The organism is Sphingomonas sp. OK281 (assembly GCF_900115295.1).
GTDB lineage: Bacteria > Pseudomonadota > Alphaproteobacteria > Sphingomonadales > Sphingomonadaceae > Sphingomonas.
In genome coordinates this window covers 1-24,719 of the sequence record NZ_FOVZ01000012.1, presented here as the reverse complement: position 1 = coordinate 24,719, position 24,719 = coordinate 1, and the positions used below count along the sequence as shown (strand labels likewise).

At 58.6% G+C, this 24,719-nt stretch carries 24 protein-coding genes and 1 pseudogene; 13 read left to right on the top strand and 12 right to left on the bottom strand.

Features of this window, described 5'->3' with window-relative positions; all coding sequences use genetic code 11:
- Positions 1–104 precede the first annotated feature (104 nt).
- Positions 105–1,805 (bottom strand): M61 family metallopeptidase, encoded by a 1,701-nt coding sequence (locus BM244_RS22035; RefSeq protein ID WP_093401062.1) that lies wholly within the window; start codon positions 1,803–1,805, stop codon positions 105–107.
- A gap of 788 nt (positions 1,806–2,593) precedes the next feature.
- On the opposite strand from BM244_RS22035, the gene BM244_RS22030 reads away from it, so the two are divergent.
- The 6 genes from BM244_RS22030 (at position 2,594) to BM244_RS22010 (ending at position 8,543) form a co-directional block, all read left to right on the top strand.
- Positions 2,594–4,306: a M61 family metallopeptidase gene (locus BM244_RS22030; RefSeq protein ID WP_093401061.1), complete on the top strand. Its 1,713-nt coding sequence runs from the start codon at positions 2,594–2,596 to the stop codon at positions 4,304–4,306.
- Positions 4,307–4,531: 225 nt separating this feature from the next.
- Positions 4,532–6,052, top strand: coding sequence for a M16 family metallopeptidase (locus tag BM244_RS22025; protein WP_175518367.1), 1,521 nt, complete (start codon positions 4,532–4,534; stop codon positions 6,050–6,052).
- A 50-nt stretch (positions 6,053–6,102) separates the two neighbouring features.
- Positions 6,103–6,426, top strand: a complete 324-nt coding sequence (locus BM244_RS22940; protein ID WP_139227084.1) for a hypothetical protein — start codon at positions 6,103–6,105, stop codon at positions 6,424–6,426.
- A gap of 173 nt (positions 6,427–6,599) precedes the next feature.
- Positions 6,600–7,553, top strand: coding sequence for a hypothetical protein (locus tag BM244_RS22020; RefSeq protein WP_139227082.1), 954 nt, complete (start codon positions 6,600–6,602; stop codon positions 7,551–7,553).
- A 160-nt stretch (positions 7,554–7,713) separates the two neighbouring features.
- Positions 7,714–7,980: a hypothetical protein gene (locus tag BM244_RS22015; protein WP_093401058.1), complete on the top strand. Its 267-nt coding sequence runs from the start codon at positions 7,714–7,716 to the stop codon at positions 7,978–7,980.
- A 137-nt stretch (positions 7,981–8,117) separates the two neighbouring features.
- Positions 8,118–8,543: a hypothetical protein gene (locus BM244_RS22010; RefSeq protein ID WP_139227080.1), complete on the top strand. Its 426-nt coding sequence runs from the start codon at positions 8,118–8,120 to the stop codon at positions 8,541–8,543.
- Positions 8,544–8,893: 350 nt separating this feature from the next.
- Here the strand turns inward: BM244_RS22010 and BM244_RS22005 are convergent, their stop codons facing one another.
- From BM244_RS22005 to BM244_RS21995, 4 genes and pseudogenes are all read right to left on the bottom strand, one after another.
- Entirely contained in the window at positions 8,894–9,244 is a 351-nt protein-coding gene (locus BM244_RS22005; RefSeq protein ID WP_093401056.1) for a hypothetical protein, read from the bottom strand.
- 209 nt (positions 9,245–9,453) lie between these two features.
- A complete protein-coding gene (locus tag BM244_RS23330; protein ID WP_175518366.1) occupies positions 9,454–9,606 on the bottom strand; it encodes a hypothetical protein in 153 nt (50 codons plus the stop codon).
- On the bottom strand, positions 9,606–10,541 hold the full coding sequence (locus BM244_RS22000; protein ID WP_254784759.1) for a Crp/Fnr family transcriptional regulator: 936 nt from the start codon (positions 10,539–10,541) through the stop codon (positions 9,606–9,608). The genes BM244_RS23330 and BM244_RS22000 overlap by 1 nt, the downstream gene beginning before the upstream one ends.
- 454 nt (positions 10,542–10,995) lie before the next feature.
- Positions 10,996–11,730: pseudogene (locus tag BM244_RS21995) on the bottom strand (transposase); the annotation flags it as partial.
- 5 nt (positions 11,731–11,735) lie between these two features.
- Between BM244_RS21995 and BM244_RS21990 the strand changes: the two are divergent.
- Positions 11,736–12,434, top strand: a complete 699-nt coding sequence (locus BM244_RS21990) for a recombinase family protein (RefSeq protein WP_254784757.1) — start codon at positions 11,736–11,738, stop codon at positions 12,432–12,434.
- On the opposite strand, the gene BM244_RS21985 is transcribed toward BM244_RS21990, so the two are convergent.
- From BM244_RS21985 to BM244_RS21970, 4 genes are all read right to left on the bottom strand, one after another.
- Entirely contained in the window at positions 12,345–12,851 is a 507-nt protein-coding gene (locus BM244_RS21985) for a hypothetical protein (RefSeq protein WP_093401055.1), read from the bottom strand. The two genes, BM244_RS21990 and BM244_RS21985, sit on opposite strands and share 90 nt — an antisense overlap.
- The gene (locus BM244_RS21980; protein ID WP_093401054.1) at positions 12,848–13,354 is read right to left on the bottom strand and encodes a hypothetical protein; all 507 of its coding nucleotides are present in this window, start codon (positions 13,352–13,354) and stop codon (positions 12,848–12,850) included. The genes BM244_RS21985 and BM244_RS21980 overlap by 4 nt, the downstream gene beginning before the upstream one ends.
- Positions 13,351–13,599 carry a helix-turn-helix transcriptional regulator gene (locus tag BM244_RS21975; RefSeq protein ID WP_093401053.1) on the bottom strand — a complete coding sequence of 83 codons (249 nt, stop codon included), beginning with the start codon at positions 13,597–13,599 and terminating at the stop codon, positions 13,351–13,353. Before BM244_RS21975 ends, BM244_RS21980 begins: the two co-directional genes overlap by 4 nt.
- Positions 13,600–13,813: 214 nt before the next feature.
- Positions 13,814–14,011, bottom strand: coding sequence for a hypothetical protein (locus BM244_RS21970; RefSeq protein ID WP_093401052.1), 198 nt, complete (start codon positions 14,009–14,011; stop codon positions 13,814–13,816).
- Positions 14,012–14,679: 668 nt separating this feature from the next.
- On the opposite strand from BM244_RS21970, the gene BM244_RS21965 reads away from it, so the two are divergent.
- A protein-coding gene (locus BM244_RS21965; RefSeq protein ID WP_093401051.1) for an IS5 family transposase occupies positions 14,680–15,437 on the top strand; the annotation gives its coding sequence in 2 pieces (ribosomal slippage) (positions 14,680–15,001 and positions 15,001–15,437; 759 coding nt in all).
- Positions 15,438–15,682: 245 nt separating this feature from the next.
- Here the strand turns inward: BM244_RS21965 and BM244_RS21960 are convergent.
- Positions 15,683–16,762, bottom strand: coding sequence for an alpha/beta fold hydrolase (locus tag BM244_RS21960; RefSeq protein WP_093401050.1), 1,080 nt, complete (start codon positions 16,760–16,762; stop codon positions 15,683–15,685).
- Between the two features lie 73 nt (positions 16,763–16,835).
- Positions 16,836–17,222, bottom strand: a complete 387-nt coding sequence (locus BM244_RS21955) for a nuclear transport factor 2 family protein (RefSeq protein ID WP_093401049.1) — start codon at positions 17,220–17,222, stop codon at positions 16,836–16,838.
- A 193-nt stretch (positions 17,223–17,415) separates the two neighbouring features.
- Here BM244_RS21955 and BM244_RS21950 point away from each other — a divergent pair, with 193 nt between their 5' ends.
- From BM244_RS21950 to BM244_RS21930, 5 genes are all read left to right on the top strand, one after another.
- A complete protein-coding gene (locus BM244_RS21950) occupies positions 17,416–18,357 on the top strand; it encodes an MBL fold metallo-hydrolase (RefSeq protein ID WP_254784754.1) in 942 nt (313 codons plus the stop codon).
- 184 nt (positions 18,358–18,541) lie between these two features.
- Positions 18,542–20,377 (top strand): S41 family peptidase, encoded by a 1,836-nt coding sequence (locus tag BM244_RS21945; RefSeq protein ID WP_093401048.1) that lies wholly within the window; start codon positions 18,542–18,544, stop codon positions 20,375–20,377.
- Complete coding sequence (locus tag BM244_RS21940; RefSeq protein ID WP_093401047.1) at positions 20,378–21,832, top strand: S41 family peptidase; 1,455 nt, start codon at positions 20,378–20,380, stop codon at positions 21,830–21,832. It begins immediately after the preceding gene.
- A gap of 1 nt (position 21,833) precedes the next feature.
- Positions 21,834–23,039 carry an SGNH/GDSL hydrolase family protein gene (locus BM244_RS21935; RefSeq protein ID WP_175518365.1) on the top strand — a complete coding sequence of 402 codons (1,206 nt, stop codon included), beginning with the start codon at positions 21,834–21,836 and terminating at the stop codon, positions 23,037–23,039.
- Between the two features lie 42 nt (positions 23,040–23,081).
- On the top strand, positions 23,082–24,344 hold the full coding sequence (locus tag BM244_RS21930; RefSeq protein WP_093401045.1) for a retropepsin-like aspartic protease: 1,263 nt from the start codon (positions 23,082–23,084) through the stop codon (positions 24,342–24,344).
- A 193-nt stretch (positions 24,345–24,537) separates the two neighbouring features.
- Here the strand turns inward: BM244_RS21930 and BM244_RS23710 are convergent.
- Positions 24,538–24,719, bottom strand: a 182-nt coding sequence (locus BM244_RS23710; RefSeq protein ID WP_254784751.1) for an integrase core domain-containing protein, incomplete at its 5' end; no start/stop codon positions are given.

Sequence of the window (24,719 nt, the reverse complement as noted above, 5' to 3'; positions counted from 1 at the left end):
CCAGTGGATCGGTTGGCGTTTACTGGCTGCGGCCTGCCGATTCCCAATTCACCATCGAGAAACGAGAATCGATCGTTGCGCCACGGTAACCGGATTTGAAACAGCTAGCCCGCCAGAATAGCCGCGCACCCTTTCGGATCAGCAGCAAACAGTGTCGAATTTAGCACGATTTGCTGAAGCGTCTCGGTCATCTGACCGGCTGGACTGAAGGTGATCGTACGAACGACGCCGTGGTCGTTTACAACGATGGCGTAGTCTACCCGAGAGTCCCCCGGCACACCCGCTATCCGGCGCAGTAGCCGCATGCCATCGCGTAGCCCGGCTCTGTAGGCTGGCGACTTAGGATCGAGGCCCGTTATGACCCCGGCCTTGGACGTGGCATCAACATCATAGCCACGCTCAAAAACAGGACGTGTGATCTCGGAGACTGTCGCGCAACGGCCGAACGCCCCCGCCGGCAGTGACAACGTCCTACCTTGTGCAACGTATCTCGTAAGATCTGGCATAATACGCAGTCCATGAGCAGCAGCTGTCATCGCGAATAACGCCGTTAGCGATGGTGCGGCAGCCATTCGCGTGCGTCGCCGTTGCTGGTCGCGTAGTACGTCATCGAGGTTGCCATGCCCGCCTTCACGTAAGCGAGCATCCCACAGCGCCGCCAACATGGCACCGCGTTGATAGGGTATCTTTTCAGCGTCCCGATCCTTCCAGAAATCCGCAGCGATCTTCGCCTCTGGCGCGGTGCGATACGTCGAGCGCGCATAGGCCGCCAGCATCTCATTCCAGCTACTTGTGAATGCCTCAGGCGTTATCAGTTCCGATCGTAGCAGCAGGCGCCGAGCGTAGAAGTCAGTAAAGCCCTCGCTCATCCAGTAGGAAGCGACCTCGCGCTCGCCATCACCCATCTCGCCGAGCTGCCTGTAGTTCCAGGTGTGGAAATACTCATGGGCAAGAAGCCAGCCCAAGTTGGACATTTCCGCGCTTGTATCCATCCACAGCGCGAAGGCGTCGGTGCGTCCAGTACCGCTGTAGCTGATCCTGCCTGGCTCGGAAGCGACGGGTGTCATCGTGATAAGAAAGGGCTGATCGTCCGTCGCTCCCCAGAAGCGCCGCTCGGTTGCGACGATGTTGGATGCTAGCGTCTCAAAAGCGGACGCGTCGAAGGCGTATTGTCCGATCGTCGCTACCTGCAACTTTGCCCCGCCTGCGGTGGAATTCGTAATTCGCAGGTCGCGCCCGCCGATCACGATACTTTCCACTACGTCATCGACCGTCTTGGTTCGCAGCCCCAGCCGAGCACGATCATGTTCCAGATCAGAGGCAAAGCTCACGTCAGGCGGTCCGGCCCAAGCGAACCGAGCCGGCGCATCGCCACGTCCCACTGGCGTCCCAAACAGCGCTTCGCCCACTGCATAAAACCATGTGGGGCGGACTACCGGCTTGGATTGCTTGCTGTCGGCAACGGTGGGATCGGCCGGAAAGGCAGAAACGACGCGGTAGCGCACGACGAGTGGCGCTCCGGGAGCGGAGTGAATGATCCTCCCACCGTGTGGTGCAGGGGCCGTCGTCTGCGCGCCTTCCACCGTGAGATTACGTGCCCACTGCCCGAGCTTTTCCTCTCCCGCCCAGCTATCTCCCCAGTCGAAAGTCGTCGTGCCTGACTTATCACCCTGAAAGCGCACCTCCACCGACAACGCCGTGATCGTGCCATCGTGCAACTCGGGCGCGAGGGTGTAATCGACAACGTCGGGGGCGGGGGCAGCCCCCAACAGGAACGGAACAAGCGCAACGGCGAGATACTTCATTGGGACATCACGCCAGAACGCGAGGCGATCCGCAAGACCTTCGGCGGGAGCCAATCTACCGGACTAACCACCCGAACGCGTATGCCATAACGATCGTGAAACGGGAATTAAAACGGCCTTAGGGTCATGGCCCGATAGCGGGAGTGTCAGATAGGTAGCTTAGGACGACTTGATGGAGGTACGGAATTACCTCATCAGAGCGGCCTAATCGTTGACCGATTATCTCTGCTTGATGGAACGTCGAAATGGATAACCAACGATCGTCGCCTTCCCGTGTACGGCTAACGCGTACGCGCATTGGATCGACATTCGCCGTGGCGATCTTCCTACTAGTGTTCCCCAATTTTACCGGAGCCATTTCCGCTCTCAGTACAGGAATAGTTGGATTCCGTCACTATATCGACGGAGGCTATCGTCTTCGATGAACAATCTGTACCCGGGTACAAATTGTGAGATATATAGCAACGCCTTAACTGTTACTGATGTTTTACCATCGATTTTCGATATGTGGGCCGAAACATACGCAAGGTCATATAACACGACGATGCACTGGATCTTCACAGGTTCAATAACTACTAAATGCGGCGCTCTTATAGACCCAGATGCTGATATTTATCCCCCAAGCGACATGGACGTCGCACCAGCACGCTAATGCGCCATTGACCGCGCAGTTAATACATTCCCAAAATTCGATCGATTTCGAGCATGCCCGCGCCGTCCCACTGGCCGTTCGTTTGCGGGACGAGCGAATAGATTGCCGAACCTATTTCTCTGGGTAAGATAGCGGCATGCGTTTGCGTTCGCTGAGCCTCACTCTGCTATTGCTAGGCGCGTCCAACGCACCTCGCGAAATCACCGTCCCCGTGCAATATACCTTAGCGCCTGATTTATCTGGTGACTTGCTTACCGGGTTGCGCGTTCAAGTCCGCTTCCGTGCCAATCCTTCGGGCACCACCGGGTTCGGATGGGGCGAAGGTTGGGCCGGCGAGCGCAGGCTGTGGCAGTGGGCGCGCGACTTTGACGTCCAAGGGGCAACCGCTGTCGCGAAAGATCGAGACGGCCATTGGCGCATTCTTGCGGCTCCCGGCGAGGCGCTGACAGTGACCTACCGAATAGTATCTGCCTACGATCACGACCCAACCGTAGACGACAGCCAGCAGCCCCGACCTGTCATCAGACCTAAGTGGTTTTATGCGGTCGGCAATGCAATGTTCGGCTACCCCGATGATCGCGAGAACGCACCAGCTACGTTCGATTGGTCAGGCTCAAACGGTATGGGCTTCGCCTCCGACCTCGAACATCTTGCCGGTCGAAACCGCAAGGCGAGCCGTTCCGGCACCGTGGCCGACGTGTTGGAAAGCGTCGTTATCGGCGGGCGTAATCTTCGCATCTTTGCAGCGTCAGACGGCTCAGCGGTGAGAGTAGCAACCGTTGGCAGCTACTCGTTTGCCCCGGAGCAACTAGACAGCCTGGCGCGTCAAGTAATTACACGGGAGCGCGCCTTCTGGAACTCAAGCCGCCGTGCTCCCTTCCTTGTAACGGCTGCCCCGATTGTCGGTAGCCCAACGACAATGGGTTTCGCTGGCACCGGACGCGGGGACGCATTCGCGTTATGGATCGATCAGCGAACGCCTTCAGCGAGTATGAAATGGCTCCTCGCCCACGAGTATTTTCATACCTGGAATCCGGGGCAACTTGGTGCCCTTTCGAAAGATCGGGAAGAGCGGCCTGCTGCCTATTGGTTCAGTGAAGGCTTTACCGATTATTACGCGCGTGCCTTGATGGTGCGCGCCGGTCTAATAACGCCGACGGAGTTCGCATCCATCTGGAACGAGATGCTGGCGGCCTATGCCGGTTCTCCTGTCCGAACCATGCCGGGAGCGCAGGCTAAGGCGGCTTTCTGGAGCAACGATGCGGCGCAAAAGCTACCCTATCAGCGCGGCGCGATGCTGGCGGCGATCTGGAACGAGCGCTTACTGGCAACAAGCAGGGGCGCGGTGAATCTGGACACGGTGCTGCACGCACAGTTCGCGACCGCGCGGTCTTCGAGAGAGCAAGCGACCTTCCTTTTTGAGACGCTAATCCGCAAGAACGGTTTGAACATCACTGACGATGTAGCCCGCTACCTAATCAACGGTGAACCGATCCTGTTGCCGGCAGGAACATTCGGATCGTGCGCCAAGATCGTTACCGAACAACGCCCGTCGTTCTCACCAGGCTTCGACGCGGAGCTGACCGCAAACGCCGGGAATGTCGCAACCGCCGTTGATCGGTTGTTGCCAGCGTATGCGGCAGGGTTGCGAGATGGCATGAAGATACTCGCCCGAACGGAAGGCGAGCCGGACAACGCACTAGTGCCTTATGCATTGTTGGTCGAAGACAATGGCAAACACCGTACGATCCGGTATCTCCCGCAGGGACACAAGCAAGTTACGGTTCAGCAGATCCATATAACGAACGCCGAAGCTCCCGACTGTCGACGTACGCTAGGGGGTTTGTAAACCACTGAACGCTGTTCGGCATACGCCTGACGCCATAGCTGTTTTTCGACCCTAATCGACAGAGCGCCTACCTCCCCGCTCCCTGTTCGCGACCGGAAATTACGATCAGCACTGACACCGCGGACATAGTCACTTTTCTGCCTCAAAGGTGGAACATCACCGATCCAGCCGGCTAGAAATACTCGCATGATACGGGCGGCCGGCCTGTCGAGGAGTGGAGCCTACATGCGGAAATTTTGCCAAGCATCGATGTGCTTGATTACCGTCCCGCTGTTCGTTTTATCTTCTTCGGGACTTGCCGCGGATAGGAGGCCTGCTGCGGTTGGCGTCAGTTCAGAGATTGTAGATCGCCCCTCCGCCGATTGGGGCGCCCCGGTAATTGGCCGTCTCGAAAACGGTGTACGATTTGCGATCCTGCCCCGGCAAGGCAATGAACCTGGCGTTGCAGTACTCATGCGCAACGAGGGCGGCTTCATTGCGGAGCATCGTCCAGGCGAACGGGGTCTGGCACATCTAATCGAACACATTGTGTTCCACAGCCCGACCATCGGCTCGCCAGACGATTCAGACCACCTCAAGCGTATCGGTATGCCTCTGACGTTAACCGCACCGAATGCGGGTTCCACATCGTGGCGGGAGTCAAACTACTACCTTTCGACCAGAACGACGGCTTCGGCAGACCTCGATGTGCTGCTGGCCCTGTTCAGAGACGCTGCCACAGGCATGACCCTTCGCGCCGATGCGGTCGATACCTCGCGGGGTGAAGTCATACGGGAAATGGCGGACAAGAAGCTCGGCAATGAGATTTACGCCGACTACATCGCTGCAATCGCTCCCGGTTCACCAAACGACAGGCTCGATGCGCAGAACTCCGACGATGTGCCGACCGCGAGTATTGATACCATTCGTGGCCTGTATCGACGCTTGTACCGCCCTGAGAACATGATGATCGTCGTCGTCGGCAATGTGAGGCCGGGTGAGGTGAAGAAGCTGGTCGAGAAGCGCTTTGGGGACTGGATATCTATAAAACCCGCGTATCGCCAAGAAACTTTCCCTATGTTCCAGCGCAATCTCATCCGTCCGGTCAGCTTCTCCGCGCTTCCTCAAGGACGTCGGACTGCGCTGGTGACAGTGGTAATGCCGACGCCGGTCCCGCCATCTTCGCGCGATCAGCAAGCGCGAGCCGACATCATGGACTTGCTCGTCACACGTGCGATCAATGACCGGCTCGCTGCCCTCCAGCTTGGAAGCCCGCCCGGTAAGGTCGGCATGTTCATCGAGAACGGTGAGCAAGGTCAGCGCCAGATCATGCTCTGGGACAACTTCGCTGCCGATCAATGGAAACCGGCGGTTACGGGTTTGCGGAAGATGACGTGCGATCTTGCCACCTCGGGATTTACGGCGAAGGAATGGGCTGCGGCTAGGCACAATCTTGAGGCCGATCTGAAGCAGCGCGCAATTAATATGCCGAGAACCGCGAACGTTGACCTTGCGAAAGATCTTTCTCACGCGCTTGCTGATGGTCGAGACCTGATCCCGCCCGATGAAATGCTTATCTACGCCAGGATCATGCTTCCACAGATAAGTGCACGGGACGCAAGCAACTGGTGGCGCGAACAGTGGGGTAGCGGCATCGAACACCTAAGGGTGGAGGCTCCTGACTTAGCTAGAGTGCAAAATCCCGTATCCGCGATCCGGGCGGCAGCGGTTGAAGCGGCAGGCACCTCTACATGTAAATTTTCGTAACACGCTTGTATCTTCTAGAGAACGCTACCTTAACGAGAAGAGGTTGAGATATGACCGTAACCCTGATGGTCGCCTTTTTAGCCGCATCGCCCAGTTCGACTATTGTCACTCCAACTCTAGTCAATTTTGATCTTGCGAAAGCTCGGCCGCGTGAACCTACCTGCATAGACAGAGGTCAATCTGACGAGATTATTGTATGCGCTCCTAAAGGCATGGACATTTGGATATCTGATACAGGCAGATTTGCCGCGCGTCCGATACGCGCCGAGTTCACCGGTCCGCTGAATGCAGAATCGACTGTACATGTCATCCAGCACGGCAGTCCTATTGGCGTAGCGCCTGCCGCAGCCGTCACATTAAAATGGCATTTTTGAACCAGCCTTGGAAAGATCGAAACTTAAACCAGACATTCTCTTAATTCGATCAATTCCGGAATGCCATCCGGCCACCTTCGCCCACCCCCAGCGGTTGGTACGTGTGGAAGATAATACCGATAGCAGCGATGCGTCGATATTGACGCCCTCGATCTTTCGGCCAAAATCGCTCAGTGAAAATGCTTATCCAATTTTGTGTTACCGTTTTGGCGGTGATCGGCGGTGCTGCACCAACGTGCGCAGCGGATGTTGCCGGTATATGGGCGCTCCGCGCACAGGGCTCGACGCTAATGCTTCTTGAAGTGTCGCGCAGTCGCAAGGGTTGGACCGGATCGTGGACGCAGCCAAGCAGCTACGACACCAACGGTGAATATTTCAACGACATCAAAGCTGACACTACTACTCGACGCTCTCGCGAGGCGCATAAAATTGAAGATGGCGTCGAGCTTGTCTTCGATAATCCTTGGCCTGAGGGAGCGCCGGATCGTATCGCGATCCATGCGGACGGCGCGAGTCACGCCAGCATGCAGTGGGCAGCCTTCGATTCAACCATATATGAACTGACGCGGGTGGCGTCACCGATTGGGCTGGGTCCGTGGCAGACTGATCGAGGGTATATTCCTGACACCATTCGATCGACCAGTGAGGCTATGACCTCTATCTTTGATGCCGACCAAGCTGATCGCCTCGATCCGGCGCACATTGACTGGAAAGTCGTTCTCCCTGCGGATCGCGCCCGGCGAGAGCAGACGCAAAAACTGCTCGATAGTGGTCGATTGTCGAGCGGCGACGACTTTTATCATGCTGCATTTGTTTTTCAGCATGGCGAGAAGCCCGACGATTTCATGAGGGCGCACGCACTGGCGATGATCGCTATTGCACGCGGACGCTCAGACGCGACGTGGATCGGAGCGGCAACCCTCGACCGTTATCTTCAGTACAGCGGCCGACCGCAGATATATGGCACGCAGTTCACGCGACCGACGACCACATACACCCAGGAGCCGTACCAACGCGGCTTGCTGTCTGATGCCGTTCGTAAGGCCAGCAATGTTCCACCCTTAGCCGCCCAAGAAAATCAGCGCGCGGCATGGGATCGTCGTATACCGCTCGAAAAGACGCCATAGTCATTGGCGGTCGCTTCGAAGCCCCAGACCTGCCATTCTTGAAACACCATCGGATTTCGGGAATGTCCGGGTTGGGAACGAAAGCGGACGGGCTGCTTTTGGCGGGCGCTTGCGGAAAGCCGACATTGGCAGGTTTGAGATCGGGAGCTAAGCCATAGGAATGGCCCGAACCCAACAGACTTTTGTCAATGACAAGGATAGCCCGATCTACATATCCGTTGAGATTAGGCCGGAATGCTTTGAGCTCGAGCCGGGTGAAAAATTGACGCTCATATGGAATGCGGCTGAAGATGGTGATGCCGCACAAGTCAACTTTATCAACGATCGAGAGCTTGTTGTCTGGCCCGAGGGAGACCTCGACGGAATGCAGTTCCTCATCAACGGCGAACCTGCAAGGGATCGTAGCTGGGACTTCAAGCACAAATAAGCTCAATGGCAGATTTAAGGAGCGGCTGTCGCGCCTTCCCCCTCGTGTTTTGGGCGACAGCAGACCGTCCAACGCTCTGGCTCAAAGGGTTACCGCTACCGTTGCGCGAATGACCCAACGCTGTCAGCATAACGGCGATGCGTATCGACCCCTCCGAATATATGCAGCTGAGAGCTTGGTTCAGCCATATGGTCCCCAAGGCGTTTCCCCTGGATATGGTTGCGCCAGATAACCACCCAGTACTCTTGCTTGATCGAATGGCGGAGAAGGCCCCAGCCAAGGCGAGGAAAGGTTTAAGCGATACTATTGGGGATATATTGGAGTTTACGGACGGCTGGGCCTCCGAGGACGTGATGACGTGCAACGTCGAGCTTTCGCAGATGAACTTGCCGACACTGTCAGAGGTGCGCGCACGCTTCTCGAAAGTCGTCCAGCGGGTAGTTCGTCGAGGTATTATCAAGAGCGACAGTGAATTTTACATGCTTCGCAGCGCAGTCGAGCAGAGGGGCGCAGACACAACAAGCCTCTGGCCGCTACTGGACGCGTACCAAGCCCGAGAGTGAATGCAACGACCTTGCCGGTTCGAAAGGCTGTGATCACGGTCGCAACTTAGGTCGGCTCGGTTTCCCGTCGAACTGGCGGTGAGTGGATTAAAGTCAGCTAGGCAATGTCTGCTCAACACCACGTGGCGACGTTAGCGATCGGCAAAGCTGCCCCTGAAAGCCGCCTTTCCGCTATCGCCCACACCTGGACGTTCATCTGGCAAAATGGGGTTCTTGAAAGCGGACATCCGTTCAGCACTATGAGCTCGGCCCGCCACTCCCGATGCAAAATCAGCACTTTCGCGACATGGGCTTTTTTGGCGTCGACATGGCCCGCCTGCTGATGCTCCAACCAGCCATTCCGATGACGCTCAGCCGCGTAATATTGCGTCGCCGCGATTTAGGACGTCGTCCAAGAAGGTTCGCAGGCGAGCTATGGCGTCTGCGGTAAGAACCACATCGTCATGGTCGCGTCGCTCCGCCACCTGACCGTCTTTCACAAGATGCTCAATCCACCTCCGACCGGAATGCTCGCTGGCTCCGGCTTTCTCAATGAGAGCAATTTCCGTCATAACTTGGTTATTGGCCAGCCCGACAAACAGATGCAGCATCATATTCCAGGCGAACTCGTCGAAGAGCTCACTGGGGAACATGACCTTCCGCAATGAACGAACATCTAGAATGCACTGAGCGGCCTCACCGCGAGCTTGGTCACCAATCATCAAATGATCTTGCCAGAAATAATTTCTAAAGCCTTGATCTGCGTGAAGCTCGCGAAATTAACCTTATTCCATGCCTCCCGCTGAACTGGAAGAATCGGACAGGTAATATGCCGGCGATGAACGCACAAAACGTCGAGTCCTTACGTGCAGCGATAGCTTGGGCGCTCCTGCTCGCGGACTCCCAAGACCAAAGTTTAATCGCGGCGTATCTAGGCGATGCCCTTCATCTCGCCGAAAATTTGTCTGAGCATGATCCTAAATAAAGCCGTTTGCCTTGGCATGTCCACGGTACTCTGAACTTGGTAGAAGCGAACCGCTTTGCGGTTGCCGCGCGTCATACTGACTGCGCTCGGCGCGCTCATTAGTGCTTGTCGATCGACTGTGCGTGGAGGTAGCTGGGGTCAAACTCGGCAATCTCGATGAGGGCAGGCAGATCGAGCACTGTGACCTGACCCTTGCGTATTTCAAGCACGCCTTCCTTCATAAGCTGACGAACGACACGGTTGATGTGCACCGCTGTGAGCCCAAGAGCCTCAGCTAGATCCGGCTGGGTCAACGGCATAGCGAACTGACCACCGTCTTCGCGATCGATATTGCGCATCCGTTCACGAAGTTCGCAAATGAGGTGCGCTACCCTTTCGCGCGCTGTTCGAACGCCGAGGCTGACAAGCCAGCTTCGCAATACGCCTTCATCAACCAACGTTGCCCACCACAGAGCTCGCATGATTGCCGGTCGCGAGCTTGTCAGTTCCTTGAATTGCAGGCGATCAACATAGGCAAAGGTGGTCGAAGTTATGGCGCCGATGGCATGATCCATTCGATCGAGCACGCCTACGTGCAGGTCACAGAAATCTCCGGGGAGCAGCAGAGCGGTAATTTGCCGCTTGCCGTTCTTCAAGATTTTGTACCGACACGCCCAACCGTTTAGAATAAGGTGGACACGCTCCGGTCTGTCGCCATCACGAATGATGTCACGCCGGGCGCCAGTTTGACGTACATCCTGGCACATCGCCTGCAGGGCAGCGCAGTCGTCCTGTGAGAGCGTCATTACCCGCGACAGTTTGGTGATAAGTGGGTTCGTCGCTTTGAAAGAAGCCGGCTTAATCGCCGGTGCTAATGACCTAAGATCTTCGTCGGTATCAACATGCCCTAATTTTTCATCTGGTTTAGCGTCAAGAAGTTCTAAAACTTTTGTCAACTGCGCTGATACCAATGTCTTGCCGTGCAGGTCAAAAACATCAAACAGAGATTTAAGTTTTGATCGAGCGTCGGCGAGCCAGGCATCAGACATCAGCATCGCTTCATCGCTTTCGGTGCAGGCGGCAATTTACCAATGAAAGTCACAGTCATCTGGTATTCTGCATCGAGCTATTTCTAGAATAGGGGTATGCATCGGTTATTATTCATGAATTTTCGACAAACGAGCAAGTTTGTAAAAGACGAACCTTATCGTCCGATTGCTACTGAAATCCTAAGTGATTAATACCCTAAACTTACTTACATATATCAGTATCACGTATTCATGAAGGCACACCAGTAGGTAGGCATAGCCGGCGCTCAATCGATAGAGCACGGAAGTGGACGGTTCCGCCAGTTGGAAAACGCATGCGCTTCCGACGGCCAATTAGCGGTCGGCTTCCTCGGCTGCCCCCAAAAGCGGAAGGTCCGCTTTCCTTCGATTGTGTTGAAAAAGTCAGGATAGGCCGCGGGCAGGCCGGTGGTTTGAAACAGAGCTAGGCGCGCGCGGCGCCTCAGGCGGGTGCCATCTGCGCTGGCATCGGGATCAACTTGGCCATCTTGCGGAGGTTCTGGGCAGTAGCGGCAAGGAGGAACTCGTCTTTTGCGCCGTTTGGACCTCTCAGGCGCAATCGATCCAGCTTCAGGATGCGTTTGAGGTGCGCAAACAGCATCTCGACCTTCTTCCGCTGGCGGCGGGAGGTCACATAGGCGTCGGTGCTGGCAATATCGCGGGCCAGGTCACGAGCGCCTTCGTGGATGGAGCGCGTGACCTTGCGGGCCGGCACGTTGGGCGTGCAGCGTTGCCGCAGGTCGCAGCCGGCGCAGTCCTGCTGCCGGGCGCGATAGCGGATGAAGCCGTCCTGGCCGACATCGCCGCGGGACTGCGTGAAGTTGCGGTTGCGGGGGCGCAGGCGGTTGCCGGCAGGACAGACATAGCTGTCGTCGCCCAGGTCATAGCGGAAGTCCGCCCGCGCGAAGGTGCCGTCGCGGCGCGCAGACTTGTCGAACACGGGGATGTGCGGGTGGATGTCGCGCTCGTGGACGAGCCATGCGAGCATCTCGGCCGAGCCATAACCGGTGTCCGCTGCCAGCCGTTCGGGCCAGACGCCGAAGCGGTCCTGCACGCGCTCGATCATCCGTTTGCAGGCGGTTACCTCGGCCTGCCGGATCGCGGTGCTCGGCTCCACGTCCATGATGACGGCATGGTCGAGATCGATGAGGTAGTTGGTCGAGTAGGCGTAATAGGCTTCAATTGGGACAACGCGCCGCCATTTACGCCCGCGTCTCGACCGCCGACCAGTCGTGCGAGCGGCAGCTTCGCGACCTCACCGGTTTTGCCGAGCGCGGCGGATATGATGTGGTCGAGGTCTTCCGCGAAACTGCCTCGGGAATGAAGGCTAACCGCTCTGCACGTGGCGAGGTGATGAAGCTTGCGCAGGCGCGCCATATCGACGCGATCCTCGTCACCGAACTCAGCCGCTGGGGACGCTCGACCCAGGATCTGCTCGACACATTGAACCGGTTATCGGGCTGGCGGGTGTCGGTCGTCGCGATGAGTGGCATGACGTTCGAGGTCGATACGCCGCACGGGCGGATGATGGCGACGATGCTCGCCGGCATCGCCCAGTTCGAGCGCGACATGCTCAGCGAACGGGTTCGGTCGGGTCTCGCCGCAGCGCGGGCACGGGGTCGAACACTAGGTCGCCAGATCGGCGATCGTCCAAAATCCGACCGGCTCGCGCCTAAAGTGCTGGCGCTCGTCGCCGAGGGTCGCAGCTATCGGTGGATCGCCCGCGATATCAGTCTCAGCAAGAACACCGTCGCCGCGATCGTCGGACGGGCACGAGCAGACAGTGCCCAGTCAACGATCATCGTCCCAACGCCATCGCCAGCTCGCATAGGCGGTGGGAGTCGTGGTCAGGATTGTCATCAACAAGAACAGCAGGATTGAGATATGTCTTAAAGACAATGAGATAGGCCCAAAGGCGACAGCCCACATCATCGCGAACAGCCCCACGAAGACGGTCGCTGCAAAAACGCCGAAGGTCACAAGATAAGCTTGTGAGCGTACAGACCGGTCCCATTCGTCGACACGTTCGAAAAGCGAAGCGGGAGGTTTTAACGGGCCAAAAATGCTAGTGAAATTGCCGATTGAAAAACCTGTTATCAAGGCAGCGTAACCAATCCAGTAGCCGTTGCTGTCGATACCTAGCGCCGTTGCGACTACAGCGCCCCCGAAGGCCAGTACCAGCGCAAGCGTCGCCGGCCAGTGTAATGGTCGGCGACGAGGTGGGCGTTGGCTGAGCGCGGGTATGCCAGTCCAACCGACCAGATCGTCAAGCCGTTCGAGGAGGGTCTTGCGGCTCATAGGGGCTGATCCTCCGGGTCGGGCATGGGCACCATGAATTCGGCGAAGATGATGGGCAGGGTCAGCATCGTCATTACAGTGGCAAAGCCGATGGCGCCCCATTGCCCGCTCGTCACCGGCATCGACCAGCCGGCGCGGCTTGCCGCCATTAGCCACAGAAACAATGCAGTGACGATATTAAGATCGGCCAGATAGGCGCGGCGCATAGCCTCCAACAGCGCATTGCGTTCGAACTCGTCATAGGTCGCAAAGCCACGCCGGCTGAGCCACGCTTCTCGGCTGAAGGGCGAGTAGAGCGAACTGATGAACAGCAACATGCTCATGGGCATGACATTGGGCACGATGGCGCTCCGCTCGCCGATGCCAAGCATCGCGAAAACGGGGATTGCCAAGACGAAGGCGAGGCCGGCAGTCAGCCCCCACCGTACCCAATAGCGCCGTGGGCGCTTGCGCATGCTGCCCGCATACCATTTGCGGAAATCATAGCCGTCGCGGTAGCTCATGCGGCGTCCTCAGGATCTGGGGACCCCCGCAGCGTTTCGGTGAGCGAGGGGAAGGGGGCGAGCGAAAAGATGAGATCGACGGGCACGTCGAAATAGGCGGCGATCTTCAGCCCTAATTCGAGGCTGGGATTATAGTCGCCACGTTCGAGATAACCGATCGTCTGGGGGTTGACGCCCACCGCTTCCGCCAGCTCTCGGCGTGACACTGAGCGGTCGCTACGAAACAAGGCGATTCGGTTATTCACGGTACAAATATAGACAATCGTTGTGTTTACACAACGTATTTGTGATTGCGAGGGCTGGCATTAACATCATGCGCGTGCATTGTTGCGTGCAGACAATCGCGATCAAAGGCGTCTGAACGGCCTCCCGTACGAGTGGACAGGACAGTCGAGATTTCGTCTGTCTACGCTTAGAGTGTCATTTCGCCCTCACCCGGAACCGACCCCTTTTAACGCGTCAGAGTTGGCTGACCCGCATCGACAGCTGGATAAGCAGGACACAGCTGATGAAGCCCATCATCAGCGGGAATTTCCGCGAATTGTCGCCGATGCGGCGAACTTCCGCACGGTAAATTCGGTAGATAGCTACGCTGGACCCCAGCGAGAGTATCGCCAGGGCGGCGAACACAGCGGGATGATCGATGGTATCGCGCATGGGTATCGCGCGACTACCGATCGTTACGACTATCAGCGCAACGCTGAAAGCGAGCAAGGAGGGCTTCATGCGCATAGGCGGCAGACATGTGCCGCAGTCCGCTTATCGCCACAAGTGAACTGCTCAACGTCCGACATTCGGCACTTCGTGCTGTCGCAGAAGGGACCCCTTTTGCAACGCGGCCCCTGCCAGCTTCGATTCTCGAAATAGGATCCCTCGCGAGAAAGCCGGATCGGACAAAAACGCCCAATACTGGACGCTCGGGTTGCGAATCACGGCTCCCGAAAGCGGTCATTCGTTCAGCGCGATTTTTTTCGGTCCGGTCACTCTGATGCAAAAATCAAGAATTTTGCATCAAACTAGCTGCGCGAATTACCAAGTGCCGGTCTACCGTGGCGGCCGGCGGAACCAGATGAAATTTGCAATGATTGCAGGGCTTGTTGCACGCTCTTGGGATAGAATTGATATTCCCCAAATCGGAGAGTCTAGTCCCGGCTCGATAAATATCTGATCACCAGCAAAGTCTAAAGCGGCAAGGGTCTCTTGACTGTCTTTTTTGTAGTTATCGGAAACTTCCGCTTTGTACAAAATCACTTTTGTTTGCTTAGGGTCAGGACCCATTGATGTGAGAGGCGCGATCTGATTCAGGCTCGGTGAGGAGAGCGTGGATGAGCGACCTGTACTGGCTGACGGATGAGCAGATGGCGCGTCTGCAACCGTTCTTTCCCAAGAGCCATGGCAAACCTCGGGTCGATGATCGGCGGGTGCTCAGCGGCATCGTTTTCGTCAATCGCAACGGGCTACGCTGGTGTGATGCGCCGAAGGACTATGGGCCGCACAAGACGCTCTACAATCGCTGGAAGCGGTGGGGCGAGAGGGGTGTCTTCTTGCGCATGATGGAGGGGCTCGCGGCAGCGGAAGCCGTACCGAAAACGGTCATGATCGACGCGACCTACCTGAAGGCACACCGCACGGCATCGAGTCTGCGGGTAAAAAAGGGGATCTCGGCCGCCTGATCGGCCGCACGAAAGGCGGCATGAACACCAAACTGCACGCCGTCAGCGATGCAGATGGGCGGCCCTTGAGCTTCTTCATGACCGCCGGGCAGGTCAGCGACTACACCGGCGCGGCAGCCTTGCTCGACGATCTGCCGAGAGCACAGTGGCTGCTTGGCGACCGTGGTTATGACGCCGATTGGTTCAGGGACGCCCTGGAAGCCAAGGGCATCCAGCCCTGCATCCCGGGCCGCAGATCGCGCAACGAGCCGGCCAGATACGACAAGCGCCGCTACCGGCGCCGCAGCCGCATCGAGATCATGTTCGGCCGTCTGAAGGATTGGCGCCGCGTCGCCACTCGCTACGACCGCTGCCCAACCGTCTTCTTGTCTGCCGTCGCGCTCGCGGCCACCGTCATCTTCTGGCTATGACCAATGAGTCCTGACCCTAGAGCGCCAAGCGCGAGATAGGCGTAGATCCCGAGCCCCGCGTGGTGAGCCGGCGACGATACCTGTAGACTAAGGGCATCGAGGACGCTCATGAAGACGTCGGTGACCGAAAACCCCGCAGCCTAAACTCGATGATTGGCGCCATCCTGCAATCTCGAAAGGCGGAGGCAGGTTTCCGCTGCTGCTCCGTCTTTATTTCGGGTCGAGATTACTTGTCGCCGTCGATCTCAGGAACTACCCGTTGCATTAGTAATCGGGCTTATTTTATTAACCGCCATGATCGCTTGCACGAATGCGCTGGGAGCTTCCTGAGGAAAGTTATGGCCGATTCCGCCCGTCACGTTCCGATGCTGATAGGGCCCGCTAAAATTCTTGGCGTAGGATTTTGGCTCGGCATGGAGGGCCCCATTGGCATCTCCCTCCATCGTTATGCTCGGAACAGTGATTGGGGGATGAGCCGCTAGCCGACGCTCAATCTCGGCATACTTGTCCTCGCCTTCAGCGAGTTTTAGTCGCCAGCGGTAGCTGCTGATCGTAACGGCGACGTGGTCTGGATTCTCGAATGAGCTCGCAGAGCGATCGAACGTCGCATCATCGAAATGCCATTTGGGTGAAGCGAGCTCCCACGTCATCTTAACGAATGCACGCGTATTTTCAGTGTATCCGATACGGCCGCGTTCGGTCGCGAAATAGAATATGTACCACCAATCACGCTCCTTTTCCGGAGGCAGCGCCTTCAAAGTTTGATCATCTTGGCTCGCTATCGTGTAGCCGCTGACGGCGACGAGACCTTTAAAGCGTTCTGGGTATAGGGCTGCGAGCGCGCAGGCGGTTCGACCGCCCCAGTCAAATCCAGCTACGAGAGCCTTGTCTATCTTAAGCGCATCGAGGAATTTCAATGCATCAACGACGAATGCCGCCTGCTGGCCATTACGTGGCGTCGATTCAGAAAGGAAGCGCGTAGTGCCATATCCTCGAAGGAATGGAATGAGGACGCGGTAACCCGCAGCCCCCAACGCCGGCGCGACGTCTACAAAGCTGTAGATGTCATAAGGCCACCCGTGCAGAAGAAGGACGGGCGTGCCGTCCGTTGGGCCTACGTCGACATATCCAACGTTGAGTTCTCCCGCGTCGATCTGTTTGATGGTGTCAAAGCCCACGCGCGCTTCTCGTTTGATCGGTTTGAGTGGTCGCATCGCCTTCTTGTGCGTCTCGGCACTGGCTTCTCCGCTTTCGAAAGCGCCGGCCGCTATACCTAAGGCCGCAGTCGTCAGAAACGTGCGCCGAGGAACGTCGGAATTGGACATCGATTTTTTCCTGATTTGGGCAAAAGCATGTGCGCTGCCATCCTTGGTAGCATTCCATCCTCGTACTAAACGGTCAGATGAAGAACGCGTTCATGTTGTCCACGTCAGACAGAAACGTTTCGATTGAGGTAATCTTATCTCCTTGCACGCGGCATATCGTGGCAAGACGCTCATCAAGCATGACACCATCTCGCTCGGCAGTATTGTGGACTGCCAAGGCCATATCGGTTCGGCTCAAAAGTATATCGGTTAAGTCGAATCTGACTCCGTAGGCGGCAATGTCTTGTATGCGCTGCACAATCGCGTCTGCGCCTTTCACCACGCCGGAAATTCGATTATCCCCGGGAAGTGTCCACTGCGCGTCGTAGGCCAAGATTGCGCGGATAGCGCTCCAATCTCCAGCAACGAGGGCCCCGTGAAGCCGCCGCCCAAGCGCATCATTTTCTGCATAGCTACCCATCGGCTTGCTCCTGAAACTCTCGCGAACGGAATCCACAAAACCAGGCAGACCGAGAACCGATCGCCCGCGCTCCTATCGCGTCCGATATATTTGAGGTGGCATATTGGCTTTGTCAACGCGTCCGACTATGTCGGGTGCGATTAATTCAGCGAAGATGCGCTGCCCTACGGGTTGTCAATAGATGGAGATAAACATGGGAATTAAGACCAAACTCATGGCTGCGGGGGCTTTGGCCTTGGCGGCCGGCTCGATCGCCCATGCTGAGCAATGGCCTCAGGCGCCAGGATATTACAGGATGCGGCTCGGCGACTTTCGAGTGACGGTACTGTCCGATGGATCTGTCGAACGAGACCTGCCGGCTCTCATGAGTGAACCGGAAAAGGTTCGGCTTCGGTTCAAAGCTCGGCATCAACCGTTACCCGCTCATCTTTCGGTTAATTGCTTTTTGATCGACACGGGCGAGCATCGCATTCTGATCGATACCGGTGCCGGCGAGCTATTCGGCCCGGGCGTCGCCGGTCAACTCATCAAAAACCTGCATAGCGCAGGCTACATGCCCGAAGACATCGACATTGTGCTGTTGACCCATATCCATGGCGATCATTCCGGCGGCCTGTCCATTGGGGGACAGCGGGTCTTCCCGTCCGCAACCGTGTACGTCGACGATGCCGATCCCGCGCTGTGGCTCAGCAAGGACGCAGAGGCTCGCGCTCCGCTCGCCCAACGACCCACTTTCGAGCAGTCGCAGAAAACTGTCGGTCCCTACGTTACCGCGGGCCGACTGAAGACCTTCCATGCCCCCGCGACTTTGTTCGCAGGGGTACAGGCGATCCCCCTACGGGGTCATACGCCTGGACAAAGCGGTTATATCATCGAAAGCAAGGGTCAAAAGCTATTGCTTTGGGGGGATGTGATTCATTCCGCGGACGTGCAGTTCCAGGATCCTTCGATAACGATCCAGTATGATGTCGACAAACGCGATGCCGCGGCGACGCGTCTCAGGATCCTTTCGGAGACTGCCGATAGCGGCACGTTGGTCGGCGGGGCTCATCTTTCCTTTCCCGGGCTTGGCTACGTCGTTCGGGAAGCCAACGGCTACTCATGGGCTCCGCGGGCGTATTCGTCACAACCTTAACCCTCGTCCATTGCGATGCCGGTTTGACGATCACTCCTCGACAGAGCCGGCGACATCAGAACGATCGACGCTCGTATCCCCTCGGGCGCGCATCTAATGACCGTTCGCATACCGAGGTGTCGTCGGTTCGGTGGGACCGCCTAACCTGCCGGAGGGGCAGATGCGAATGAGGTCCTCGTAGAATATGCTCCGTCTGATCCCAGCGACGACGATCTTGATGTTGTTGACGGTCGCGAACACGGCAGTTGCCGCGCCGTCAGCGACTCTGATGCGCTTCCCGACGGTGAGCGCGGATCGCATCGCTTTCGTCGCGCGGGGGGCGTTGTGGACGGTGTCGCGGGGCGGCGGCCTGGCGACCAGGCTCACGGACGGGTCCGGGCAAGTGATGATGCCACGCTTTTCGCCCGATGGCCGCTCGATCGCCTTCACCTTGCGACAGGGTGGTGCCTCGGACGTGTATCTCGTGCCCGCGACGGGCGGACCTGCGACGCGGCTAACCCACGGCCCGTCTTATGGGCGATACGACAACATGGTATCCGGGTGGACGCCGGACGGCAGTCGCATCCTGTTCATTTCCGCCAGACGCGCGCGGTTCCACTCTGGCGACACGACGGCGTTTTCGGTCGCAGAGGCCGGGGGGCTGGCGGATCGGCTACCAATCGAAACCGCCGGTCTGCTGAGCTACGCGCCAGACGGACACGCGATCGCGTTTGATCGGACCTATCGCACGTTCGGCGGGGATCGCTGGAAACGGTATGTCGGCGGGCAGGCGCCGGAAATCTATCTGTACGATTTCGTCTCGGCCAGACAGGAGCGGCTGACGAACTGGCGCGGCGCCGATACCGCACCGATGTGGATCGGCCGGCGGGTGTATTTCCTGTCCGATCGGGATGCGGCGCGGCGGCTCAACCTGTGGGTCACCGATCTCGACACGCATCTGACCCGGCAACTTACGCATTTCGCCGATTTCGATATCGATGTGCCCGCCGCCGGCGCGGGTGCCATCGCCTTCCAGCAGGCGGGGAGGCTATGGCTGTTCGATCTCGTGACCGAGCGGCTGCGCGAGGTGTCCGTCTCCTTCCCCACGGAGGCGCGAACGGTATCGCCGGTGATCGCGGCGGGCCGATACCTCCGCGCGAGCGACGTGGCCGGCGAGCCGGATCAGGCGCTTTCGACGGACGGCCGCACCGCCATAGTCTCCGCGCGCGGCGATCTGTTCGCGCTGGGCGCCGACGGCACGGCACGCGACCTCACCAATATGGCGGGCAGCGACGAGGATCATCCGGCTATATCGTCCGATGGCAAGATGCTGGCGTTCGTCGGCGATGTGACGGGCGAGCAGCAGATCGCGACGATGCCCGTCGCCGGCGGCCCGCCGCTGTATCTCACCCATTTTGATCATGGCACGTTCTATACTCCGCGCTGGTCCCCCGACGATCGCTTGCTCGCGGTGGCGGATGGCGAGCATGGCTTGTGGCTGATCCGGGCGGATGGCGGGGGTGCGCGGCGGGTGGCGCTTGATCCGTTCGCCGAGATTCATGACGCGGCCTTCTCCCCGGATAGCCGGTTGCTGGCGTACAGCACGATCCGCCCCTCGCAGATGCGCGCGCTGCACCTGCTCGATCTCGCGACGGACCGCGACACGATCATAAGCTCGCCGATGGAGAATGATCGCGAGCCGGCGTTTTCGGCGGACGGGCGCTATCTGCTGTTCGTTTCGCAACGCCGCGAGCTGCCCGTCCCATCCGATCGGGATCGCGAAACCGATATCGCGACGTTCGCGTCGGACGGCCTTTACCTCGCGCCGCTGGCCGCGACGACGCGATCGCCTTTCGCCCCCGGCCGCACCGAAGCCGGCGCGGCGCGTGGCGTCGATCCGGCCGGGCTCATGGCGCGCGCGGTGATGGTGCCGGTCGCGCCGGGGCGTCTGTCGCATATCGAGATACGCGGCAGCCGCGTCTTCTATCGGGCGGCGGGGATCGCGACGATCGGCGGCGAGCGGCAGGGGGGCGCCGCCTAATTGCGCACCTTCGATCTGGCGACGCTGACCGACCGCGCGGTCGCGCCGATGGACAATGACGGCACCATCGTTTCGGCCGACGGCGCGCGGGCGCTGGTCCGCCGCGACGATGGATTGTCGATCGTCCCGACGGAGCCCGGGGGCGGCCCGCCCGCATCGCTGAATCTGAATGCGATTCGGATCGGCATCGAGCAGCCCGCGGAATGGCGCGAGATGGTCGATCAGGCGTGGCGGCTAGACCGCGACCTGTTCTGGAACCGGCGCATGAACGGCGTCGACTGGCATCGCGCGCGGCTGGCTTATACCCGGCTGGCCCGCCTCGTCGGCAGCCAGGAGGATGCGATCTACCTGATCGGCGAGTTGCAAGGGGAGCTGGCCAACAGCCACATGTTCATCGCGCCGGGTGCGGATGTTCGGGCTGCGGACCCCCATCCCGCGGCATTGCTCGGGGTCGATTTCGGGATCGACGGTGCCAGCGGGCGATACCGGATGACGCACGTCTATCGCGGCGACCAGACGCGCACGCGCTTCCGCGCACCGCTTGGCGAGCCGGCGCTCGATATCCGCGACGGAGACTTACTGCTCGCGATCGACGGCCGGCAACTGCGCGCGCCCGCCGATCCCTATTCGCTGCTGATCGACTGGAGCGGCCCCGTGATTCTCACCGTCGCGCGGACATCGGACGGCCCCGGGCGGGACATCGCCGCCGAACCGGTCGCAAGCGAGCAGCAGCTGCGCCAGTTAGACTGGGTGGAGGCGAACCGCGCGCGCGTAGATCGCCTGTCGGGCGGGCGGGTAGGGTATATCTTCCTGTCCGACTTCAACGATATGGGATCGCAGGATTTCATCCGTCAATTCTACCCGCAGACCGATAAGCAGGGTCTGGTGATCGACGTTCGCTGGAACGGCGGCGGCTTTACCAGCCAGTGGGTGCTCGGCATCCTGCGCCGCACGGTGGACGGCGGTTTCGTCAACCGCCAGGGCGCGGTCACGACGCTGCCGGGCGCCGTCGCACCCCGTGCGCTGGCCATCGTCACAAATATCTTTTCCGCATCCGACGGCGATCAGTTTCCGTTCTTCGTGAAGCAGGGCAAACTGGGAACGGTGATCGGCGAGCGGACCTGGGGCGGCGTGCGCGGGATCAAGGGGCCGTGGCCGTTGATCGACGGCACCCGCATCACGATCCCCAAGGATTCGCTGTTTACCACCGGCGGTGCCTGGACGATCGAGAACGAGGGTACCGAGCCCGATATCGTCGTCGAGAACATGCCGGCGGCGCTTGCGGCTGGCGTGGATGCGCAACTGGCGGCGGCCGTCGCCCAAGTCCTGGATACAATCGGACGGAACCCGCCGGCCGGATTGCACCCGCCGGCGCCGGAGCCTGCCTATCCAGCTGGCGGGATCGTGCCGCCGGCGAGTTTCCCCACACCATTGTCGACGAAGCGGGGCCGATAGCATGAAGATCCTTACCGCCATCCTCGCGCTGCTGGCGATCGCGGAGATCCCGGAACAGCGGTGGATCGCGGCGTTCGAGGCCCCGCCGGTTAGCGGCATACCGGCGGACTTCGATCGCGCCGTCCGCCGTTACGAGAATCAGACGGTGCGGCAGCCGATCCGGCTTGAGGTGGCGGCATCGCGATTGCGGGTGGTGCTGAGCAACGATCTCGGCAATGCGCCCGTCCGCATCGCCGATGTCCGCATCGCGATCAGCGACGCGCAGGGCCGGCTGGCCGCGGGGAGCGACCGCTCGCTGAGTTTTCGCGGCAAACGGACCACCATCATCCCGGCGCGAAGGGAACTGACCAGCGACGCGATCGACTTTCCCGTCGAGCGTTTCGGGCATGTCTCGGTGACGATCTTCTATCCCGAGGCGACGCGCGTCTCGGGGCACCTCTCCCGCCTGTTCCTGTCGCCACCCGGCGATCATGGAAGCGACGCCGTCATCGCCGAAGGGCATCGCAGCCTGGGAGCCGGCATCATCTCACGGATCGAGGTCATGGCGCCAGTTGACCGCATGGTCCTGATTGCAATGGGGGATTCGATCACGGATGGCGTCGGCTCAACGCCGTTCGGAGACCTGTCCTGGCCGCAGCAGTTGGGACGACGTCTCGCAGCGACTCCCGCTTATGCCCAGTGGAGCGTAGTCAATGCCGGGATTGGTGGGAACCGGTTGCTGCATGACGGTGAAATGGACGGTCCGGCGGGGTTGAACCGATTCGAACGCGACGTTCTCGCCATCAGAGGCGCCCGCGCGATCATTCTGCTCCAAGGCGTCAACGATATCGGCTTCGGAGCGCAACAGGCTTTCCGATTGGAGGCAGTGAAACCGGCGGAAATCATCTCGGCCTATCGACGGCTTATCAAGCGCGCTCATGCCAAAGGGCTAAAGATCTACGGCGCCACCATCACGCCGTTTGAGGGGGCGGACTATTACTCCCGTGAAGGGGAAATGGCACGCCAGGCGGTTAATCAATTCATCCGTCGGGGACATGCCTTCGATGGGATACTCGATATGGATCTAGCGGTCCGCACTCCAGAAAATCCACAGCGCCTACTGTCCAAGTTCGATAGCGGTGACCACCTCCATCCAAATGATTCTGGGTATCAAGCAATGGCGGAGGTGGCGGAGCACGTTTTAAATTCCGCGGTCCTGCAACAATAAGCTTCTCGGGATCCCTGCTAATTGGCACGCCCTTGCAACATCATGCTCTATAAAAACAATAAGGCACTTTATATGTTCATTATGCGCACGCTGGCCTACTCGTGGATATCATCTGCCTTCCTGGTATCGAGCTTACCGGCATGCGGTAGAGCAGCAGAATTGCCATCTGCGCGGCAAGCCAGCGCCGGAAAACCGGACAATGCTGGAATTAGGTTTAATTCCAGAAAACGATCGAGCGGATGGGTTAAATTCGACCTGTACTCCAAAAGCCGGATCATGTTTCCGGTTGTCGTCAATGGCCGCACCGTAACGGCCATGCTGGACAGTGGGGCTTCTTCGACAGTTCTGGACAAGTCCTTTTCTGAAGGCCTTGGACTTACTACCGTAGATCATCTAATTGGGGAGGCCGTGGGCGGGAAGACTGATTATAGCACTGTTAAGGGAGTAAGCCTGCAATTAGGCAGAATGCGATGGAATGGTGAAGCCGTTGCGATTGATTTGAGCTTTGTTTCACAGCGTGTCGGGCGTCCTCTTCCAATTCTTCTGGGGGGTGAATTATTTAGGAAACTTGTTGTAGATATTGACTTTGCTCGTCATAGAATTGCCTTTCGTGACCCCGCCGACTTTGTGGCGCCTGCTTCTGCCTATTCTGCGCCGTTGACACCTGCCGGTGATAACCAGTCGATCACTGTGTCAGTCGAGGGCAGACCCGCCAATCTTGTCCTCGACCTAGGCAATCCGGGAAACCTTATTCTATCGCCTCACTTCTGGGCGCGCCCGGGATTTATGGGAACGCGAAAGACTTCGACAGGCATCTCTGGGGGCGCAGGCGGCACCCGTGAGCAGAGAGTCACCATGGTGGGTCTGGTCACCATTGGAAAAAGCGATTTTCACGAAATCCCCGCCCAACTCTGGGATGTCGATAGCCAAGTCGGCACCCAAGACCCTTCTTCAGACGGCAACATTGGAATTGGCATACTGAGGCGTTTCCACCTCATCGTAGATTTTCCGCATCATCGCGTCCTACTCGCTCCCCCAATTGATCACGGCACGCCCTTTACCATTGATCATTCCGGGCTTCGCTTGAAGTCGAGCCCAGCCGGGAAAGTGGTAGTATATGTTGCCGCGGCGTCTCCGGCTGCCAAGGCAGGCTTGATTCCCGGTGACGTAATCGCGTCCGTCAATGGCGTGAGACAGACCCTGACCACAAACGATGAATGGCGGTTCGGACCTATACCCGGCCGTATCAAACTCCATCTTCTCAGCGGTCGAGACATTGTAATGGAGCTTGCAAGGTATTTCTGAGACACGAATTTAGCGCCAGCTATTTTTCACCCCCCATCGAATTTGGTCAAGGTACGCCGTTCGCGCTCGGATGAACGTCCTTCCGAAGGCGTAGGGCTGGCGTGTCCGTCATGCACCACGTTACGACGTGCTGATGAAACAGGATCGAAAGTACACACGCCTTCTATCGCGCAATCTGACCTGCTCCCCGTTTTCAGGCCGCTGATAACTTAGCTTCGGTTTCCATATGCCCCTGGCGGGGGCGGTTCGTAAACTCGGCGGGAGCCATCCCGCCAAGACTGCTGTGCGGACGCACGGTGTTGTAGTCCGTCCGCCATGCCTCGATGATCCGTCTCGCCGCAGCCAGCGAGGGGAACAGGTGTTCGTTCAGACACT

Coding starts and splice junctions, on each gene's coding strand:
- BM244_RS21945 (WP_093401048.1), top strand. CDS start 18,542: ATGCTCCGTCTGATCCCAGCGACGACGATCTTGATGTTGTTGACGGTC.
- BM244_RS21980 (WP_093401054.1), bottom strand. CDS start 13,354: ATGAGCTACCGCGACGGCTATGATTTCCGCAAATGGTATGCGGGCAGC.
- BM244_RS22015 (WP_093401058.1), top strand. CDS start 7,714: ATGGCCCGAACCCAACAGACTTTTGTCAATGACAAGGATAGCCCGATC.
- BM244_RS21955 (WP_093401049.1), bottom strand. CDS start 17,222: ATGGGTAGCTATGCAGAAAATGATGCGCTTGGGCGGCGGCTTCACGGG.
- BM244_RS22025 (WP_175518367.1), top strand. CDS start 4,532: ATGCGGAAATTTTGCCAAGCATCGATGTGCTTGATTACCGTCCCGCTG.
- BM244_RS22010 (WP_139227080.1), top strand. CDS start 8,118: ATGCGTATCGACCCCTCCGAATATATGCAGCTGAGAGCTTGGTTCAGC.
- BM244_RS23330 (WP_175518366.1), bottom strand. CDS start 9,606: ATGAGCGCGCCGAGCGCAGTCAGTATGACGCGCGGCAACCGCAAAGCG.
- BM244_RS22035 (WP_093401062.1), bottom strand. CDS start 1,805: ATGAAGTATCTCGCCGTTGCGCTTGTTCCGTTCCTGTTGGGGGCTGCC.
- BM244_RS21930 (WP_093401045.1), top strand. CDS start 23,082: ATGCTCTATAAAAACAATAAGGCACTTTATATGTTCATTATGCGCACG.
- BM244_RS21970 (WP_093401052.1), bottom strand. CDS start 14,011: ATGCGCGATACCATCGATCATCCCGCTGTGTTCGCCGCCCTGGCGATA.
- BM244_RS21960 (WP_093401050.1), bottom strand. CDS start 16,762: ATGTCCAATTCCGACGTTCCTCGGCGCACGTTTCTGACGACTGCGGCC.
- BM244_RS22000 (WP_254784759.1), bottom strand. CDS start 10,541: ATGCTGATGTCTGATGCCTGGCTCGCCGACGCTCGATCAAAACTTAAA.
- BM244_RS21985 (WP_093401055.1), bottom strand. CDS start 12,851: ATGAGCCGCAAGACCCTCCTCGAACGGCTTGACGATCTGGTCGGTTGG.
- BM244_RS22940 (WP_139227084.1), top strand. CDS start 6,103: ATGACCGTAACCCTGATGGTCGCCTTTTTAGCCGCATCGCCCAGTTCG.
- BM244_RS21935 (WP_175518365.1), top strand. CDS start 21,834: ATGAAGATCCTTACCGCCATCCTCGCGCTGCTGGCGATCGCGGAGATC.
- BM244_RS22005 (WP_093401056.1), bottom strand. CDS start 9,244: ATGATTGGTGACCAAGCTCGCGGTGAGGCCGCTCAGTGCATTCTAGAT.
- BM244_RS22030 (WP_093401061.1), top strand. CDS start 2,594: ATGCGTTTGCGTTCGCTGAGCCTCACTCTGCTATTGCTAGGCGCGTCC.
- BM244_RS21950 (WP_254784754.1), top strand. CDS start 17,416: ATGGGAATTAAGACCAAACTCATGGCTGCGGGGGCTTTGGCCTTGGCG.